The 18487-nt window shown below is 60.0% G+C and carries 20 protein-coding genes; 10 read left to right on the top strand and 10 right to left on the bottom strand.

Going from position 1 to position 18487, the window contains the following annotated elements:
• Positions 1-64 precede the first annotated feature (64 nt).
• The 4 genes from ACFORG_RS07470 (at position 65) to ACFORG_RS07455 (ending at position 1721) form a co-directional block, all read left to right on the top strand.
• Positions 65-424 carry a RidA family protein gene (locus ACFORG_RS07470; RefSeq protein WP_386734783.1) on the top strand — a complete coding sequence of 120 codons (360 nt, stop codon included), beginning with the start codon at positions 65-67 and terminating at the stop codon, positions 422-424.
• An 89-nt stretch (positions 425-513) separates the two neighbouring features.
• The gene (locus ACFORG_RS07465) at positions 514-897 is read left to right on the top strand and encodes an NADH:ubiquinone oxidoreductase subunit NDUFA12 (RefSeq protein WP_386734782.1); all 384 of its coding nucleotides are present in this window, start codon (positions 514-516) and stop codon (positions 895-897) included.
• A gap of 6 nt (positions 898-903) precedes the next feature.
• Entirely contained in the window at positions 904-1359 is a 456-nt protein-coding gene (locus ACFORG_RS07460) for an MlaD family protein (RefSeq protein WP_386734781.1), read from the top strand.
• 20 nt (positions 1360-1379) lie between these two features.
• Positions 1380-1721 carry a DUF2155 domain-containing protein gene (locus ACFORG_RS07455; RefSeq protein ID WP_386734957.1) on the top strand — a complete coding sequence of 114 codons (342 nt, stop codon included), beginning with the start codon at positions 1380-1382 and terminating at the stop codon, positions 1719-1721.
• On the opposite strand, the gene aat is transcribed toward ACFORG_RS07455, so the two are convergent.
• The 4 genes from aat to ACFORG_RS07435 form a co-directional block, all read right to left on the bottom strand.
• On the bottom strand, positions 1685-2317 hold the full coding sequence (gene aat / locus ACFORG_RS07450) for a leucyl/phenylalanyl-tRNA--protein transferase (RefSeq protein ID WP_386734780.1): 633 nt from the start codon (positions 2315-2317) through the stop codon (positions 1685-1687). The two genes, ACFORG_RS07455 and aat, sit on opposite strands and share 37 nt — an antisense overlap.
• A 25-nt stretch (positions 2318-2342) precedes the next feature.
• On the bottom strand, positions 2343-3692 hold the full coding sequence (accC, locus tag ACFORG_RS07445; protein WP_386734779.1) for an acetyl-CoA carboxylase biotin carboxylase subunit: 1350 nt from the start codon (positions 3690-3692) through the stop codon (positions 2343-2345).
• Positions 3693-3702: 10 nt separating this feature from the next.
• Positions 3703-4194, bottom strand: a complete 492-nt coding sequence (accB, locus tag ACFORG_RS07440; RefSeq protein ID WP_386734778.1) for an acetyl-CoA carboxylase biotin carboxyl carrier protein — start codon at positions 4192-4194, stop codon at positions 3703-3705.
• Positions 4195-4334: 140 nt separating this feature from the next.
• Entirely contained in the window at positions 4335-4871 is a 537-nt protein-coding gene (locus ACFORG_RS07435; protein ID WP_386734777.1) for a LuxR C-terminal-related transcriptional regulator, read from the bottom strand.
• 85 nt (positions 4872-4956) lie between these two features.
• On the opposite strand from ACFORG_RS07435, the gene ACFORG_RS07430 reads away from it, so the two are divergent.
• Both ACFORG_RS07430 and ACFORG_RS07425 read left to right on the top strand, forming a co-directional pair.
• Entirely contained in the window at positions 4957-6465 is a 1509-nt protein-coding gene (locus tag ACFORG_RS07430; protein WP_386734776.1) for a class I adenylate-forming enzyme family protein, read from the top strand.
• Positions 6462-7265 (top strand): 3-hydroxybutyrate dehydrogenase, encoded by an 804-nt coding sequence (locus ACFORG_RS07425; protein WP_386734775.1) that lies wholly within the window; start codon positions 6462-6464, stop codon positions 7263-7265. The genes ACFORG_RS07430 and ACFORG_RS07425 overlap by 4 nt, the downstream gene beginning before the upstream one ends.
• Position 7266: 1 nt before the next feature.
• On the opposite strand, the gene ACFORG_RS07420 is transcribed toward ACFORG_RS07425, so the two are convergent.
• The 6 genes from ACFORG_RS07420 to ACFORG_RS07395 all read right to left on the bottom strand — a co-directional run bounded on the left by ACFORG_RS07420 (position 7267) and on the right by ACFORG_RS07395 (position 13499).
• Entirely contained in the window at positions 7267-8142 is an 876-nt protein-coding gene (locus tag ACFORG_RS07420) for a glycosyltransferase family 2 protein (RefSeq protein WP_386734774.1), read from the bottom strand.
• A 134-nt stretch (positions 8143-8276) separates the two neighbouring features.
• A complete protein-coding gene (locus tag ACFORG_RS07415; RefSeq protein ID WP_386734773.1) occupies positions 8277-9032 on the bottom strand; it encodes an ABC transporter ATP-binding protein in 756 nt (251 codons plus the stop codon).
• Between the two features lie 12 nt (positions 9033-9044).
• Entirely contained in the window at positions 9045-9800 is a 756-nt protein-coding gene (locus ACFORG_RS07410) for an ABC transporter ATP-binding protein (RefSeq protein ID WP_386734772.1), read from the bottom strand.
• A gap of 12 nt (positions 9801-9812) precedes the next feature.
• Positions 9813-11018, bottom strand: coding sequence for a branched-chain amino acid ABC transporter permease (locus ACFORG_RS07405; RefSeq protein WP_386734771.1), 1206 nt, complete (start codon positions 11016-11018; stop codon positions 9813-9815).
• Positions 11019-11022: 4 nt separating this feature from the next.
• Entirely contained in the window at positions 11023-12054 is a 1032-nt protein-coding gene (locus ACFORG_RS07400; RefSeq protein ID WP_386734770.1) for a branched-chain amino acid ABC transporter permease, read from the bottom strand.
• Between the two features lie 98 nt (positions 12055-12152).
• Entirely contained in the window at positions 12153-13499 is a 1347-nt protein-coding gene (locus ACFORG_RS07395) for a substrate-binding protein (protein ID WP_386734769.1), read from the bottom strand.
• 229 nt (positions 13500-13728) lie between these two features.
• On the opposite strand from ACFORG_RS07395, the gene ACFORG_RS07390 reads away from it, so the two are divergent.
• The 4 genes from ACFORG_RS07390 to ACFORG_RS07375 all read left to right on the top strand — a co-directional run bounded on the left by ACFORG_RS07390 (position 13729) and on the right by ACFORG_RS07375 (position 18479).
• Positions 13729-15027: a helix-turn-helix domain-containing protein gene (locus ACFORG_RS07390; RefSeq protein WP_386734768.1), complete on the top strand. Its 1299-nt coding sequence runs from the start codon at positions 13729-13731 to the stop codon at positions 15025-15027.
• An 88-nt stretch (positions 15028-15115) separates the two neighbouring features.
• The gene (locus ACFORG_RS07385) at positions 15116-15496 is read left to right on the top strand and encodes a response regulator transcription factor (protein ID WP_386734767.1); all 381 of its coding nucleotides are present in this window, start codon (positions 15116-15118) and stop codon (positions 15494-15496) included.
• Positions 15493-15798, top strand: coding sequence for a hypothetical protein (locus tag ACFORG_RS07380; protein ID WP_386734766.1), 306 nt, complete (start codon positions 15493-15495; stop codon positions 15796-15798). Before ACFORG_RS07385 ends, ACFORG_RS07380 begins: the two co-directional genes overlap by 4 nt.
• Complete coding sequence (locus ACFORG_RS07375) at positions 15798-18479, top strand: ATP-binding protein (protein WP_386734765.1); 2682 nt, start codon at positions 15798-15800, stop codon at positions 18477-18479. Before ACFORG_RS07380 ends, ACFORG_RS07375 begins: the two co-directional genes overlap by 1 nt.
• Positions 18480-18487: the final 8 nt, after the last annotated feature.

Here is an 18487-nt window from a genome sequence, read left to right as displayed (position 1 = left end):
ATGACAAAGGCTACTGGGGTTTGTGAGATTACCTTGGCAAGTTGATTGTCAGAAAGGACACGGAATGATCCGGCGTATATCCTCAGGCGGAGTATTTGAAGACAAGGCAGGCTATTGCCGGGCAGTCATCGCCGGAGGTTTCGTCCATGTGGCCGGCACTGTCGGAGAGGGTGATACGGCGTATGACCAATGCCGCGATGCCTTGGGAAAGATCGAAAGAGCGCTGTCGGAAGCTGGTGCTGATTTCGCCGATGTCGTTCGGGTGACGTACATGCTGCCTGATCGGACAGAGTTCGAATCCTGCTGGCCCTTGTTGAGGGAGACCTTCGGACCGAACCCTCCAGTGGCCACTATGATCGAATGCGGATTGATCGATCCGAAATACCGAATAGAAATCGAGCTGACTGCGCTCGCGCGGGAATGAGCCTGCGCGCGGATGTCCCGTGCGGTGCCACTGGACCTTGGCGGGGCTTTGCGCCATACCTTCGGACGATACTTGGCAGGAGAAAGCTGATGGGCATCCTGAATACGTTGCTGCAAGCGGTGACCTGGTGGAACGGGTCCACTCTCAACACGCGTATCTACACCTCTCGCAAGGGCGTGAAAGTCGGCGAGGACGATCAGGGCAACGTCTTCTACAAGACCGAAGATGACAGTCGGCGCTGGGTAATCTTCAATGGCGAAGCAGAAGCCAGCCGTATCGATCCATCATGGCATGGATGGCTTCACCGGACGTGGGACGAACCTCCGACCGAAAAGCCGCTGCCCCGGAAAAGCTGGGAAAAACCGCACATCGAAAACCTGACCGGAACGGCCTTGGCCTATGCGCCTGCTGGGTCGCTCCGTCGCGCCGATCCGGTTGAGAGGCGTGACTACGAGGCCTGGACGCCCGAGTGATCGAACATGGGAACGTATTCCTCCACCGAGGTCCTGGTGGGCGGTGCGGTTGTTGCGGTTGCAATTGCCTTTGGCATCTACTCGGCTCAAGCGACAGGCCAACTGCTTGGGGAAGGGGAATACCAACTCGGTGCGTCTTTTCGATCGCTTGAGGGGGTCGGGGTTGGTGCCGATGTCCGGCTGGCTGGCGTCAAGATCGGCTCGGTGACAGAAGTTGCGTTGAACCCTGAGAGCTATTGGGTCGATACGCGTTTCTCGGTTGCCGATAGCGTTCAAATCCCCGAAGACAGTGCGGTGGTTGTTTCGTCCGAAGGTCTATTGGGCGGGAACTTCATCGAGGTGCTTCCCGGTGAATCGCCTTTTCATTTCGAGCCGGGTGATGAGGTTGCCGACACGCAGGGTGCTCTCAGCCTGATTGCCTTGCTCGCAAAATTCGTGGCCAGCAATGGAGGCCGAGATTGATCCGTTCACTATCGATTGTCATGGGATTGGTTGCAGGTCTTGCCGCCGCCCAACAGGATGAACCCGTAACCTCGGCATCTGGTGCGGTGCTTCGGGGACTTGATAAGGTGAATGGCCGCACGCTTGACCTCAGGATCCTCAATGGCGAGACAGCCGAGGTTTTTGGGCTTGACGTGGCACTCGGTGATTGCCGCTATCCGGTCGACAATCCGACAGGGGATGCATTTGTCTATCTCACCATCTGGGAGCGTAACGAGCGTCAGGCGCTATTCGACGGTTGGATGGTTGCGTCCTCCCCGGCGCTGAACGCCCTGGACCACGCCCGTTACGATGTCTGGGTGATCCGCTGTATCACGTCCTGAGGAGTTTGAACGAGCGGGCGGTTGAAATCCGCATTTTCGGCAAGCGCTTTCTCCAGCATACGGTGATACTCGGCTCTTGGTATTTCCACGGCACCAAGTGAGGCGAGGTGGGGCGTCAGAAACTGCGTATCGAACAGTACGAACCCCGTCTCCCGCAGCCGGTCCACTAGGTAAGCAAGCGCGATCTTCGATGCATCCGTCCGGCGCGAAAACATGCTCTCGCCGAAAAACGCCGCCCCGAGTGTCACGCCATACACGCCGCCGGCAAGAAAGCCATCTTCCCAGACCTCGAGGGAATGCGCATGCCCAGCGTTGAATAGAGTTTGGTAGGCCTTCCGCAGATCAGCGTTGATCCATGTCTCTGCGCGATCTGCGCATCCGTCGAGAACGGCGCCGAAATCGCGGTCGATGGTAACGTCCAACCCACCGCGTCGCATACGACGGGCAAGCGAACGAGAGATGTGAAACCCGTTCAACGGGAAAACCCCGCGGCGTTGCGGGTCGACCCAGAAGATCTCCGGGTCGTCCCGGTGTTCTGCCATCGGGAAAATGCCGACGGCATAGGCTCGCAGCAGGAGTTCAGGAGTGAGGCTCACCTGCTCCCCCATCATGAGGCCCGGTTCACGCGCTCAGGTTTTCCTCGAGCCAGCGCTCCAGCCAGTGGATGTTGTACTTTCCCTCAAGAACATCTGGTTCCTGCAAAAGAGCATGGAACAGTGGGATAGTCGTATCGACGCCATCGACGATCAACTCACCCAAAGCGCGCTGGAGTCTCGCCAAAGCTTCCTGCCGGTCGCGTCCATGGACAATCAATTTGCCGATAAGGGAGTCGTAGTAAGGCGGGATGGTGTAGCCGTCGTAAAGAGCCGAGTCCATGCGCACGCCCAAACCACCGGGCGCGTGGTAGGCCGAGATGCGACCGGGGCAGGGTGAGAAATTCGGAAGTTTCTCGGCGTTGATACGCACCTCGATGGCATGGCCGTTGATAGTGAGGTCTTCCTGGCTGAAAGACATTGGCAAGCCTGACGCGACCCGGATCTGTTCACGCACAAGGTCAACGCCAAAAATGCCCTCGGTCACGGGATGCTCGACCTGCAGGCGCGTGTTCATTTCGATGAAATAGAACTCGCCGTTTTCATAAAGGAATTCGATCGTCCCTGCGCCCGCATATTCGATCTTGGCAACCGCTTCGGCGCAAATCCGACCGATTTCGGCACGCTCTTCGGTCGAGATGCTGGGGCCGGGGGCTTCTTCGAACACCTTCTGGTGACGCCGCTGGAGCGAGCAGTCACGTTCACCCAGATGCACTGCGTTACCCTTGCCATCGCCAAAGACCTGTATCTCGATATGGCGCGGCGTGGTCAGGTACTTCTCGATATACACCTCGTCATTGCCAAAGGCGGCTTTGCCCTCGGCCCGTGCGGTGTGAAAGGCGCGCTCCATTTCGGCGGCGGACTTGGCCACCTTCATTCCGCGGCCGCCGCCGCCGGCGGTGGCCTTGATGATCACGGGATAGCCGATCTCGTCGCCGATTTTCTGGGCGGTCTCAAGGTCTGGCACGCCGCCGTCCGAGCCGGGAACGCAGGGAACGCCAAGTTCCTTCATGGTTTCCTTGGCGGTGATCTTGTCTCCCATCACGCGGATGTGCTCGGCGCGCGGACCGATAAAAGAGATGCCGTGATCCTCGACGATCTGAACAAAGGCCGCGTTTTCCGACAGAAAACCGTATCCCGGATGGATTGCCTGCGCTCCGGTTACCTCGCAGGCCGAGATGATGGCTGGCACCGAAAGGTAACTCTGCGGGCTAGGGGCGGGTCCGATGCAGACGGATTCGTCGGCCATGCGCACGTGCATCGCGTCAGCGTCGGCAGTGGAATGCACCGCGACGGTCGCGATTCCCATTTCTCTAGCCGCACGGATAACGCGCAGAGCGATCTCGCCGCGATTGGCAATCAGGATCTTGTCGAACATCGTCCCTGCCTTATTCGATGATGACGAGGGGCGAGCCATACTCGACCGCGGCGCCATCCTCTACCAGGATCCGCTTTACCGTGCCGGATTTCGGCGCGTGGATGTGGTTCATGGTCTTCATCGCCTCGACGATCAGCAGCGTGTCTCCTTCGGAGACCGAGGCTCCGACCGTGATGAAGGGGGCGGCACCCGGTTCTGCCTGCATGTACACGGTGCCGACCATGGGCGAAGTGACCGCGCCTGGATGGCTGGCCGGATCTTCGGGCGCAGCGGACGGCGCGGCTGCCGGAGCCTGGGCAGGGGCCGCCACGGGGGCGGGTGCGGGAACGGCAACTTGCGTCGGGGCCGAAGGGCTGGCGATCGACCGGCTGACACGGACATTCAGGCTGTCCTCCTCGCCGTATTCACGCTTGACCTGCACTTCGGTCAGGTCGTTGTCCCGCAAAAGCTCGGCCAGCGCCTTGATGAACGCGACGTCTGCTTCGTGTCTGCTATCTGTCATTGAGTATCCTCGACGGTTCCTCTTTGGCCCTCATCGTTGCCCGGGCCGAAAATTACGCGGCGTTATAGGCCATCGCCGGGGACATGAAAAGCGCCGTTCTGCGGCGCGCCCATCCACCTTCCGCCGCGTTCGATACCCGCTCAAAGCGGCATACCGGACAGCTTGGCAACAAGCTCGGGCAATTTGCGAGCGCCGAATTTCTGCAAGAGCCGGGCGCGATGCGCTTCGACCGTTCGATAAGACAGTCCAAGCTGCGCGCCGATCTCCTTGGCCGACAACCCGCGGCAGGACAGGATCGCGACGTCGCGCTCGCGCGGTGTCAAAGCGACCATAGGGCGCTCTTCGGATATGTCCGAGAAACTCCAGATGCCATGCCTGAAGGGGTCGTCGGGTGTAAGGGACCGACCCCGAGCCCGGCACCAGAACAGATCGCCATTGCGACGTCGCATGACCCGCTCGTCGGAATACGTGTCGGTGGAGCGCATGACCTCGAGCCATTGTGCGCCGATACGTTCGAAATCAGCCAATGACGGATAGAGCTGCATCAGGGGCAAACCTGCATAATCCGACGTATCGCCGCCAAACATCTGCGCGAACTGGCGGTTGCAGCGGCGAATGACACGGTTTTCCAGTTCGACAAGTCCGACCGGGGCATATTCGAAGGCGGCATCGTTCATGACGCATATCGTGACGCGTATTACTACGGAATTGAAGCCCGGTATGACGCGAGCCTAATCTCGATGCAACAAAGGGGAGGAGGCGATGAATATCGCGAATTGGCTGGCGCGGCGCGCGCAGCTTGATGGCAGACGACCTGCGTTGTTTTTGGGCCGGGAGCAGGTCGCCGAATATGCCGGTTTTCATGATGCAGCGGCCCGGGTCGCCAGTTGGTTGATCGGGAAGGGGATACGGCCGGGGGATCGGGTTGCGATCTTCATGAAGAACTCCCCTGAATACCTGATCTCGCTTTATGCAATCTGGTATGCGGGTGCGGCGGCGGTTCCGATCAATGCCAAGCTGCATGGGCGTGAGGCCGAATACATTCTGAACAATGCCGAAGCGCGGCTGGTCTTTACCTCTCCTTCACTTACCGAAGCGCTGGCCGAAACCGGGACGCGGGCCGATGTCTTGGATATCACGGGCTCGGATTTTGCCGCGGCGCTCGCATGTGTGCCTGTGGACGGTCCGGTTTCGCGCGCGTCCGAGGATTTGTGCTGGCTGTTTTACACATCGGGCACCACGGGACGACCCAAGGGCGTGATGATCACTCATCGCATGATGATCGCGATGTCGCTGACCTACCTTGCCGATGTCGATCAGGCTACGGGGGACGACACGATCCTATACGCCGCTCCGATGAGCCATGGCGCAGGTATCTACAACATGTTGCATGTGCTGGTCGGCGCCCGGCATGTCTGTCCCGTTTCAGGCGGGTTCGACGAAGCCGAGATATTCGAACTCGCCCGCCATTTTCGCAACGTCCAGATGTTTGCAGCGCCCACAATGGTGCGGCGCATGACCGACGTGGCCAAGATGACCGGCGAGACGGGGGAGGGGCTGCGTACTGTCGTCTATGCTGGCGGCCCGATGTACCTGGCTGACATTCGTGAGGCCGTGGACCGGTTTGGTCCGGTCTTTGTCCAGATCTATGGGCAGGGAGAGTGCCCCATGGGTATTACCGCGTTGTCACGGCATGACGTCACCGATCGCGATCATCCGCGCTGGCGCGAACGGTTGGCCAGCGTGGGGCGGGCGCAGTCCACGGTCGAAGTGGCCATCGGCGATGCCGATGGAAACCCTTTGCCTCCCGGCGCCCATGGTGAGATCATGGTGCGCGGCGACGTTGTCATGCCGGGGTACTGGAACAACCCCGAGGCGACAGCCAAAACACTGGTCAAAGGCTGGCTGATGACCGGAGACATGGGATTTCTGGACGAAGACGGGTACCTGACCATGCAGGACCGGTCCAAGGATGTCATCATCACCGGCGGTTCGAACGTGTACCCGCGCGAGGTGGAGGAGGTTCTGCTCCAGCATCCCGACATTGCCGAGGTTTCCGTAGTTGGGCGCAGACATCCCGAATGGGGCGAGGAGATCGTTGCGTTCGTCGTCGGCCAAGCCGAGCCAGCCGAGTTGGACAGGCTGTGCATTGAAAATATAGCCCGGTTCAAACGGCCAAAGGATTACATCGCCATCAAAGCCTTGCCCAAGAACAATTACGGCAAGGTACTGAAGACGGAATTGCGCAGGATGTTGGAGGAGGACGAATGACGGATCTTACGGGGAAAACGGCGCTTGTAACCGGATCGGTGCAAGGCATCGGCTTGGCCATCGCCGAGGCATTGGCCGGGGCGGGCGCGCGGATCGCGGTGCACGGATTGGCGGGCGATGCGCAAATCGAGGAGGTTTGCGCACACCTGAAGCAAAAGGGAAGCCCACAGGCCGAGTTCTTTAACGGCGATCTTCGCCAACCCGACCTCATCGAAGACCTCATGGAAGCGGTGGCAGCCTGGGGCGGGGCGGATATCCTCGTGAACAACGCAGGTGTTCAGCACACGGCTTGGCTGGCAGATATGCCCTCGGACACATGGGACACGGTTCTTGCCATAAATTTGAGTGCAGCGTTTCATACCATGCAAGCCGCGCTGCCGGCGATGGCCGCGCGCGGTTACGGTCGCGTCGTCAACATCGCATCGGTACACGGGCTGGTCGCATCAAGGCAAAAGGCGCCCTATGTCGCGGCGAAACACGGCCTGATTGGTCTGAGCAAGGTGGCGGCGCTGGAATACGCCGCGCGCGGGGACAAAACCAAGGGTGGAGTGACGGTAAACTGCATTTGTCCGGGCTGGACCAACACCGCGATCATCGAGCCGCAGATACAAGAGCGGATGGCCGCTTTCGATGGTGATCGGGACGCCGCCGTCGCCGACATGCTGAAAGAGAAGCAACCCTCGTTGCGCGGGTCCGATCCGTCCGAGATCGGGGCGCTTGCACTTTGGCTATGTGCGCCTCTTGCCCACAACGTTACCGGTGCGTCGATCCCGGTAGACGGCGGATGGACCGCGCAATAGGTCAGGTGGAGCCGAACCAGTCAGGAAGGCGGGTCCGGATCTTGGGCTGGTCCCTTCGAACGCGGACAACGCCGCGTTCGGGTTCGCGCACCGGATCGGCGGGATAAAGGCTGTACGCTTCTGCCTCGGCTTCGTTCCAAGGTATCTCGGGCAGCGCGTGCAGTTGCTGAAAGAACCGCCTGCTATCCGTGCCGGGGTTGGCCCATGCCGGCCCGGGCAGGCCCTTGCCGGGGATCGTGGCCATTTCTCGGCGATGGGAGTAACTGTCTGCCAGGGCTTGCGTATTCGCGTATTTCAAGTGTGCCATGTAGACACCGCGCGGCATCACAAGGGCAAATCGGCGCACGTGACGCGGCCGGACCTGCGCACCGTGCAGCTTCAGCCCCGCTCGGCCGCGGACGGCAAAGGCCTTGGAGTAATTCGGGGTGAATACTGCGGACCTGCGCAGGCCCAGTACCAGTTCATCTGCTCCGCAGGGCTTGTCCTCTTCGCTCTCCGCGACGTTGAGGCCTAGCGCAAACAGGGCACTCGTCTGGTGCTTTGCGAACAGGTCTGCAAAGCTCGAATGTTGTTCGGGGTCGAGACAGATCAGCTCGTCGGCATCGGTACGGATCACCCAATCATAAATGCTGGCGAGCCCAAGCTGGAAGCCGTTCAGCATATCGGTCCGGCGTCGGTCGAAATGCTCAAGGTCGTCGCGGGGAATGGTGAGCACGCTGGCGCCGGGGCAAATTCGTGCGACTTCGGGATCGGCACCATGGGCGACAACGAAAAGGTTCTCGGCCCCTAGATGACGGGAAAAGTGCATGTACCACTGCGCCAAGGCCCAGTAATCGCGATAGACCATGGTCAGGGCGCATATCTTCATGTCGGACATTTAGGCTGGCCGGCCGTGCTCTAGCAAGACTTTCGGCCTTGGGAATTGCCATGAAAAAAAAGAGAACCGGCCCCGAAGGGCCGGCTTGAAGTGGTCAGTATGGCGGCCGTCGCCATACGACGGGGAGTATCCGTTCAGATCGCGAGGTATTCTGCCCGCAGTTCTTCGTTCTCGAGGACTTCGGCAGCCGTTCCGTCGAAGACGATTCCGCCGGTGTCCAGGATCACGGCCCTGTCTGCGAGTTCGAGGGCGCGAACCGCGTTCTGTTCGACAATGACCGTCGTCATGCCCTGTTCCTTGATGTGAATGAGAGTCTTTTCGATCTCGTCGACGATCACTGGAGCGAGACCTTCATAAGGTTCGTCAAGTAGCAGCACCTTGATGTCGCGCGCCAGGGCGCGTGCGATGGCCAGCATCTGCTGTTCGCCACCCGACAGTGTTACGCCCTCTTGCTTGCGACGCTCACCAAGGCGCGGGAACAGGTCGTAAAGACGATCCAGCGACCAGCCGATCGGAGGGGCAATCTGGGCCAGTTGCAGGTTTTCCTCGACCGTGAGGCCGGGAATGATGCGGCGATCTTCGGGTACAAGACCCAACCCGCAGGACGCGGCCTGGTAGCTTGTCATTTTGTGCAATGGCTGGTGGTCCAGCCAGATCTCACCGTGGCGGACCTCGGGATCGCCGGTACGGGCGATCGAACGCAGGGTCGAGGTCTTGCCCGCGCCGTTGCGCCCGAGAAGAGCAAGGATCTCGCCCTCGTGCACGTTGAAGCTAATGCCCTGCACGATGTAGCTTTCACCGTAATAGGAGTGCATGTCCCAGACCGAGAGAAAGGCAGGGGCTGTCTGCGCTGCGTTGGCATTTTTGGAAAAGTCCGGTTTGACGTTCATGATCGGATCTCCTTACGCCGACTCGCCCAGATACGCTTCGCGTACCTTCGGATTGCCGCGGATGTTTTGTGGATCGTCCTCGACCAGCGGTGTCCCTTGCGCGAGCACGGTGATGCGATCGGCCAGGCTGAACACCACGTGCATGTCGTGCTCGATGATCGCGATGGTGATGTCGCGCTCTTCCTTGATTTGCTTGAGCAGGTCGATCGTATTGTTGGTATCGGCCCGGGCCATCCCGGCAGTGGGTTCGTCCAAGAGCAAAAGCCGCGGGTTCTGGCTGAGGCACATGCCGATCTCGAGCCGCCGTTTGTCGCCACGTGACAGCGCGGCCGAGTGCATGTGCCGCTTGTCGGACATGTTCATGTCCTCCAGCACCTGCTCGGCGCGTTCGATCACGTCCTTCTGCGACAGGACCGAGGTGATGGCGTTCATCTCGAATGCCCCGTCGCGTTGGGCGAAGATCGGGATCATCATGTTTTCCATCACTGTCAGATCACCGAAGATCTCGGGGGTCTGGAACACGCGCGAGATGCCCATCTGGTTGATCTCGAACGGTTTGCGTCCCAGAACCGATTGCCCGTCGAACATCACGGATCCGGTATCAGGTATGAGCTTGCCGACCAGGCAATTGAGCAGGGTCGACTTGCCCGCGCCGTTGGGCCCGATGATCGCGTGGCAGGCGTTTTCGCGGATACTGAGGTTGACATCACCCAGAGCCTGCAGGCCACCGAAGCGCTTGTTGACGTCCTTGACTTCAAGAATACCCATGACTTGCGCTCCTTATTCTGCGGGTTCCGTGGCCTTGCCACGACCCGAGCCGTCTTCGGCCTTCTTGCGACGCAGGGCTGCGCCTATCCGCTTGCCGCCTTCGACCAACCCGCCGGGCAGGAAGATGACGACCGCCATGAAGATGAGGCCGAGGGTGAGGTGCCAGCCCTTGCCGATGAAGGGATAGATGATTGCGACCACGAAATCCTCAAGCCCGTCTGGCAGGAAGGCAAACCAGCCATGGAGGATGTCCGAGTTGATCTTGGACAGGATGTTCTCCATGTACTTGATGATGCCTGCACCAAGAACCGGGCCGATCAGCGTTCCGGCACCGCCCAGAATGGTCATCAGGACGACCTCGCCACTTGCGGTCCAGAACATCCGTTCGGCGCCGGCTAGCGGGTCCATCGCTGCCATCAGGCCACCGGCAAGCCCCGCATACATTCCCGAGATCACGAAGGCCGCGAGCGTGTACGGGCGGGTGTTCAGGCCCGTGTAGTTCATGCGCTGCTGGTTCGATTTCACCGCGCGCAGCATCATTCCAAACGGCGAGCGGAAGATCCGGATGGCCAGATAGAAGGCCAGGATCATGAAGGCCGCGGAGAAATAGTAACCGACGTTGAACGTGAACTCCCACGGCCCGAGCACCAGTTCGGCCGAGTCTCGCATTTCGAGGCCGAACAGGCTGGGAACCGGGATGTTTCCGTCCGCCGCCGTGCTGGAGCCCAGGATTCGTGGATCGTCGAGCGCCAATTGCAGCCCGGTTTCGCCGCCGGTGATCGGTGTCAGGACCGAGTAAGCCAGAGCGAATGACATCTGCGCGAAGGCAAGCGTGAGGATCGAGAAGTAGATCCCTGAGCGTCGCAGCGAGACAAAGCCGATCACGAGAGCAAATACTCCGCCCATGATGACCGCGAGGATGATCGCCGGCAAAACGTTCATGCCGAGAAGTTTGAACATCCATACCGCCGAGTAGCTGCCGACGCCGAGGAAGGCGGCGTGACCGAACGAGAGATAGCCGGTCAGACCAAAGAGGATGTTGAAGCCGATGGCGAAGATGCCGAAGATCACGAAGCGCTGCATCAGGTCGGGATAACCCGCGTTGAACTGCGCCATGGCCGAGCCTTCGGGGAAGGGGTTGAGCAGGAAGGGCGCGAACAATGCGAGCCCGACGACGACCAAGAGGAGGGACGTGTCTTTCTTGTCCAGTCCGAACATGGGATTAGTCCTCCATCACGCCTTTGCGACCCATCAGGCCACGTGGACGCGTCAGCAGAATGATGATTGCGACCAGATAAATGATGATCTGGTTGATGCCGGGGATCAGGTCGATCACTGCAGACATCGAGGCGAAGCTCTCGAGAATTCCGAGCAGGAAGCCGGCCAGCACGGCACCAGGCAGAGATCCCATGCCACCGACGACGACCACGACGAAGGACAGGACCAGGAAATCCATTCCCATGTGGTAATTCGGCGAGTTGATGGGGGCGTACATAACACCGGCGAGGCCTGCCACGGCAGCGGCGATGCCGAACATGATGGTAAAGCGCTTGTCGATATTGATGCCCAGCAGTCCCACCGTTTCGCGATCTGCCATACCGGCACGGACAACCATCCCGAAGGTGGTGAATTGCAGGAAGGCAAAGACCGCGCCAATGATCAGCGTGGCGAACGCGAAGTAGACCAGACGCCAATAGGGGTAGATGATCTGGTTCGCCTCGAACCCGATCATTGCACCGAAGTCGAACGAGCCGGTGAACGCATCAGGAGCAGGTGTCGGGATTGGGTTGGCGCCATAGAAATACTTGATGATTTCCTGCAGCACGATGGCCAGCCCGAAAGTCACGAGGATCTGATCGGCGTGGGGACGCTTGTAGAAGTGCTTGATCAGACCACGCTCCATGATGAAGCCGACGGCCAGCATGATCGGGATAGAAAAAAGGATCGACAGGGGAACCGCCCAGTCGATGATCGCGTCACCCGTAGCCACGCCGAAAATGTCGTGGACATACGGAACTTCGACCTTGAGAGGATTTCCCAGGAAGTCTTTCTGCGTTTCATCGACTACCGTATGGCTCCAGGTCAGGATACGGCTCAGCGTGACGGCGCAGAATGCCCCGATCATGAAAAGCGCGCCATGGGCGAAGTTCACCACCCCGAGCGTGCCGAAAATCAGTGTCAGCCCCAGTGCGATCAGCGCATAGGCTGATCCCTTGTCCAGGCCGTTCAGGATTTGAAGGATGATTGCGTCCATGGCCGCACCTCAACGGTTGGTTGCGAGACCCTCCGGGGCCTCGAATTCATGCAAGGAAAGTGGCCCGAAAACCGATTGAGGTTTCCGGGCGCAGTATTTTAGGCGCCGTTGTTGCAGGTTCCCAGCGCACCACCCGAGAACTGCGGGTGATCGGGCGGATAGGTGACCTGGGCGACGGGGGTGACTTCGACGATTTCGAGAAGGTCGAATTCCGACGTCGGGTTTTCCTTCCCTTTCACCACGAGCACGTCCTTGAAGCACTGGTGGTCGTCGGCACGATAGAGCGTGGGGCCGTTGCCCAAACCGTCAAATTCGTAACCTTCGAGCGCTTCGACCACGGCGCAGGGCTGGAAGGAGCCCGCGCGTTCCACAGCGTCTGCATATAGCAGCGTCTGGACATAGCAGGTGTGCGCAGCCTGGCTCGGCGGGAAGCCGTACTTGGTGCCAAACGACTTGACGAAGGCCTTTGAGCCCTCATCGGTCAGCGACCAGTGCCAGTTGGTCGACCCGAAGATGCCCTTGACGTTCTCGCCCGCACCCTTTGCCATCAGGCGCGAGTAGAGCGGCACGACGATTTCGAAGTTCTTGCCGTTCACCTGCTTATCGCGCAGACCGAACTGAACCGCATTGGTGAGCGAGTTCACCATGTTGCCGCCGTAGTGGTTCAGCACCAGCACGTCCGCGCCCGACTGCAGCACCGGAGCGATATACGAGCTGAAATCGGTCTGCGTCAGGGGCGTTTTGACCGTGTTTACGGTTTCCCAGCCCATTGCTTCGGTCGAGGACTTGATCGCCTCTTCGGTGGTGTAGCCCCAGTTGTAGTCGGCGGTCAGGTGATAAGCCTTGCGGTCCGAGCCGTACATCTTCTCAAGCACCGGCGCGAGGGCTGCGCCCGACATGTAAGAGTTGAAGAAGTGACGGAAGCCGTTGGCGCGCTTGTCCTTGCCGGTGGTGTCGTTGGAGTGGGTCAGACCCGCCATGAAGATCACGCCGGCCTCTTGGCACAGCGCTTGAACGGCCACGGCCACGCCCGATGACGAGCCGCCGGTGATCATGATGGCGCCGTCCTTTTCGATCATCGACTTGGCCGATGCGCGGGCGGCGTCCGACTTGGTCTGCGTATCGCCGGTGACGTATTCGACTTTCTTGCCAAGGATGCCGTTCCCCTGCAGCGCCTTGGATGAGAAGGTGCTCATCATGCCGCCATCGCCACCGCCATTCAGGTGCTCAACGGCCAGCTCGTAGGCGCGCAATTCGTCCGCGCCCTCGTCTGCGTATGGGCCGGTCTGCGGCACGTTGAAGCCCAAAGTGACCGTGCTGCCCGTGGGTTCATTGGTGAAAGCGCCGGCCGACGAAGCTGTAAAGATCGTTGGCAGCGCGACGCCGGCACCGGCGACGGCACCCGTCTTGAGGACGCCACGGCGTGTGACAGAAGTCTTTGACATTGATTCCTCCCAAAGTCTTGAGCTGCGCCACGGGCTCCTCTTCCCCGGCGCAAAGCACAACATGTGCAAAGAAAGTATGAGGGGCGGGTGTAAAACTAAGCAATAAGTCCTTTTAAACGCGGAACTATTCTGTCAAGAATTACACATATGCTCTGGCGTGACTGTAAATTACGTTATGTCGCAGCGCAGAAAGCCGTTGAATTCGTGCTGAAAAGGAGGGGTTGGCATCATGCCGCGTGACACGCTTACGGGAAGCCGTATCCGCGAGCGGCGATTGATTGCCGGGTTGCGGCAGGCCGATCTGGCACGCGAGGCGGGCATCTCGGCCTCGTATCTCAACCTCATCGAGCACAATCGCCGCAGAATCGGCGGCAAGCTTCTGGTGGACATCGCCGGAGTGCTCGGGGTCGAGCCGTCGATGTTGACCGAGGGTGCAGGTGCCGCGCTGATTTCGACCTTGCGCGAGGCGGCCGCCGATGCTGAGGGGGTGCCGGCCGAAACCGATCGCGTGGATGAACTCGCAGGTCGCTTTCCCGGGTGGGCCGAATTGCTGGGTAACATGCACCGCCGGATCGTGTCGCTTGAACGGACGGTGCAGACCTTGTCCGATCGCCTGACCCACGATCCCCATCTTGCAAATTCGCTTCACGAGGTACTGTCGACTGCCGCAGCAATCCGCTCGACCGCTGCTATCCTGGCTGAGCCGGGTGAGCTTGACGCCGAGTGGCGCAACCGGTTTCACGGCAACCTTCATCAGGACGCGGAACGACTGGCCGAAAGCTCCAAGGCGTTGGTTGCCTATCTGGATGACAGTGACGCGCACGAAGAACGTAGGGGTAACCCGCAGGAGCAGGTTGAGAGTTTCTTTGCTTCGCACAACCATCATTTCCCGATGATCGAAGAAACCGGGGATCCTGACGCGGTACCTCTCGACCCGGTTGGCTCATCGGCTGCAAAGACTATCGGGCGCGCAGTCTTGTCGGCATATGCCGCCGACGCAAAAGCTATGCCATTGGAAATGTTGACGATGGAGCTGGAAAAAGCGCCGCTCGATCCAATGGCACTGGCCCGACATTTCGACGTGGATCTGCCGACCGTATTCCGCAGGCTCGCGACCCTTCCCGACGGCATTCTGGATCGCCCGGTCGGACTAGTGGTGTGCGATGCCTCTGGGAGCGTTCTGTTTCGCAAATCGCTGCCCGGCTTCGCGATGCCGAGGCACGGAGAGTCTTGCCCCCTCTGGCCGTTGTTTTCCGCGCTCAACAGGCCCTTGGTACCCTTGCGGCGCCGGGTGACGCAGCTGGGGCGTACCCAAGCCGCTTTTGATTGTCTTGCGATCGCCTGGCCGCAGGACATTCCGGATTTCGACCGTGATCCGATTTACCGCTCGATCATGCTGATCCTGCCCGTTTCGGCCGACGAGCAGGGAACGCAGACAGCTTTGCCGGTCGGGACCACCTGCCGCTTGTGCCCTAGTGGCGATTGCGCGGCGCGACGCGAGCCGTCTATCCTTGGTGAAGGGTTTTGACAGGTCCGTGAGGACGGCGCTAAGCTGCTGCGTCAGGGAGACAAGGCCGGTTTAGGCCCGAAAGACCACCGGGGGAGGAAGGGCGCGCATGAACCGCAAGGTCTTGCTGATCGAGGACGAACCGAACATTACCGAAGCGATCCGTTTTCTGCTGACACGCGAGGGCTGGCAGGTAGAAACGCATGATGATGGCAGCACCGCGGTCGGCAAGGTTTCGGACACGCGCCCTGATCTGGTCATTCTTGACCTGATGCTACCAGGTAAAAGTGGGATGGAGATCCTGCGCGAAGTTCGGGAAATCGAGGGGATGGAAGGGCTTCCGATACTGATGCTGACCGCGCGCGGGCAGAGCAAGGATCGTGACATGGCCGAGAAGGCGGGTGTCAGCCGGTTCATGACCAAACCGTTTTCGAACACCGAGGTTCTGACAGCAGTACGTGACCTGCACGCACAGGCGCAGCGTTCATGACCCGCGACCCCGAAGACGGGGCCGCACCGGCAGCGCCGCCGCCGGTATTCCTGGAGCGACAGAGTTATCGCCGCAGACGCCTGAATGATGCGGCGCGCCTGTTGCCTGTCTTGGCCGCCGCTCTGTTTGCAGTACCGCTCTTGTGGCCGTCAGGTTCCGAAGGTGCCGAACCGGTGCCGATGTCAGCTGCAATCCTCTACGTATTCACCGTATGGGCGTTGCTGGTTCTCGTGGCGATCTTGTTCGGCATTGCCGCACGACGCTGGACCGGTCGAGAGGTGCAAGACAGGGATCCGATCTGATGGCGACGCTGAACACGCTTATCATGGTCTGCCTCGCCTACGTGGTGTTCCTGTTCGGCGTTGCCTTTGCAGCGGACAGGCTCGCCTCGCGCGGGCGCAGCACATGGCTTCGCTCTCCGCTTGTCTACACATTGTCCCTGTCGATTTATTGTACGGCGTGGACCTTTTACGGGGCGGTGGGCTATGCCGCACGTTCGGGACTGGAATTCATCACGATCTACCTCGGTCCGACCATCGTCATCGTGGGTTGGTGGTGGGGGCTGCGAAAACTCGTTCGCGTGGGACGCAGCCAGAGGGTCACATCGATCGCGGACCTGATCTCTTCGCGCTACGGTAAATCGAACACGCTGGCTATCTGTGTCACCATCCTAGCTGTTCTTGGCGTAACACCCTACATCGCATTGCAACTGCAATCGATCACACTTTCCTTCGAAACCTTTGCGCAGGCCGATCCATCAGCGGCCGTGTATCGTGACGGCGGCAGTGTTTTCTGGGTAGCAGTGGGGCTTGCTGTCTTTGCCATCCTTTTCGGAACACGCAATCTTGACGCGAATGAGCGGCATCATGGCGTAATGACCGCGGTCGCAGTCGAAGCTGTGGTCAAGCTGATCGCCCTGCTTGCGGTCGGGGTCTTCGTCGTCTGGGGCCTGTCTGGCGGTGTTGCTGCGACGATGGCGCGAATTGATGCCTCCGAGATCGGCACGTGGCAAGTCGATCGCGGCCGTTGGACGGCCATTACCTTTCTTGCTGCTGCCGCTTTCATTTGTTTGCCTCGAATGTTCCAGGTCATGGTGGTCGAGAACGACGATGAACGGCATTTGCGGACGGCCGCCTGGGCCTTTCCGCTTTATCTGCTGCTGATGAGCCTTTTTGTCGTGCCGATCGCCGTTGTCGGACTTGACCTGATGCCGGCTGGCGCCAACCCGGACCAGTTCGTATTGACCATCCCGCTATCGCAGGGTCACGAAGGTCTGGCGATGCTGTCGTTCATTGGCGGTTTCTCTTCCGCGACATCGATGGTGATCGTGGCTGCAATGGCATTGTCTACCATGGTGTCGAACCACATCGTCATGCCGATCTGGTTGCGCGCACAGGGCGGCGGAGCGTCCGTTTCAGGGGATGTGCGAGAGGTTGTCCTCCTGTCCCGGCGGATCGCGATCGCAGTCGTCATGGCGCTCGGCTATTTTTACTACCGGCTATCGGGCGGTGGCGCCGCGCTGGCGTCCATCGGGCTGATTGCCTTCGCAGGGATCGCACAAATACTGCCTGCGCTGGTGGGCGGCCTGTTCTGGCGTGGCGCCACCCGGACCGGCGCGTTGGTCGGGCTTTCGGTCGGCTTCATCTTGTGGGTCTACACGCTGCTTTTGCCCAACATGGGTGGGGCCTTGATGACAGAGGCGGTTTTGAGCCAGGGGCCCTTTGGCATGGGCTGGTTGAGGCCGCAGGCTTTGTTTGGGATCGAGGGTATCGATCCAATGGTGCATACGGTGATGTGGTCGATGGTGTTGAACGCTGCGGCATTCTGCATTGGTTCCCTGATTACCTTTCCCAGCCCCATGGAACGCTTGCAGGGCGCGCAGTTTGTCAATGTATTCGACCATTCCGCGGGTCCTCGCGGTTGGACAGGCTCTGTCGCGCAAAGCGAGGATCTCATGATAATGTCGCAGCGCATCCTCGGTGCGCGCGAAGCGCAGGAGTTCTTTCTCGCCGAGGCTCAGCGGCAGGGAATGCGCGGGCATCTTCCGGAGCCTACACCGACCTTCCTGGAAAAGCTGGAACGCAGGCTGGGCAGTTCGGTCGGTGCGGCTGCGGCCCACGCGATGATCGGGCAGATCGTCGGCGGGTCTTCGGTGTCGGTAGAGGATCTGCTGGCCGTTGCCGACGAGTCAGCGCAATTGATGGAGTATTCCAGCCGGCTTGAGACAAAATCGGCCGAGTTGTCGCGTACCGCTCTGAAGTTGCGCGAAGCGAACGAGAAACTGACCCAGATATCGCAGCAAAAGGACGCTTTTCTGGGACAGATCAGCCACGAGTTGCGAACGCCGATGACATCGATTCGGGCCTTTTCCGAGATATTGCGCGAAGAGGGCGAATTGAGCGCAGAAGACCGTCAACGCTATGCCGGGATCATCCAAGACGAGGCGTTGCGCCTGACGCGGTTGCTGGATGACCTGCTTGATCTCAGTGTCTTGGAGAACCGGCAGTTTACCTTGGACATGGTGAGCGGCGAGCTCGGCAAGGTCATTGATCGTGCGGTGTCGGCTGCACTCACGGGGGTCGAACGGCCGATCCGATTGCGTCGGCACCGCGCGGCAGAGCGCATACTCGTTCGCTCCGACCTCGACCGGCTCGCCCAGGTCTTCATCAACATCATCGCGAACGCGCAGAAATACTGCGATGCGTCCGAGCCGGTGCTGACGGTTTCGGTGCATGATGTGGGTGGGCAGGTTGTCGTCGATTTCATCGACAACGGAAGCGGTATTCCGTCAGAGGCACAATCTATGATCTTCGAGAAGTTTGCCCGGGTCAGCTCCGAAAAGGCGGGTGGCGCGGGGTTGGGATTAGCGATTTGCCGAGAGGTGATGCATCGGCTTGGCGGCGAGATAACCTATCTTGGCGGGCAGGACGGTGCTGCGTTCCGTGTCAGCATGCCCGTGGCGCGAGATCTTGCGGCAGAATGAAAGCGCGT

It is taken from the genome of Lutimaribacter marinistellae (genome assembly GCF_042648365.1).
Lineage (GTDB): Bacteria > Pseudomonadota > Alphaproteobacteria > Rhodobacterales > Rhodobacteraceae > Lutimaribacter_A > Lutimaribacter_A marinistellae.
Note: the sequence above shows the minus strand (reverse complement) of the source record. Positions and strands in the feature narration are given on the sequence as shown.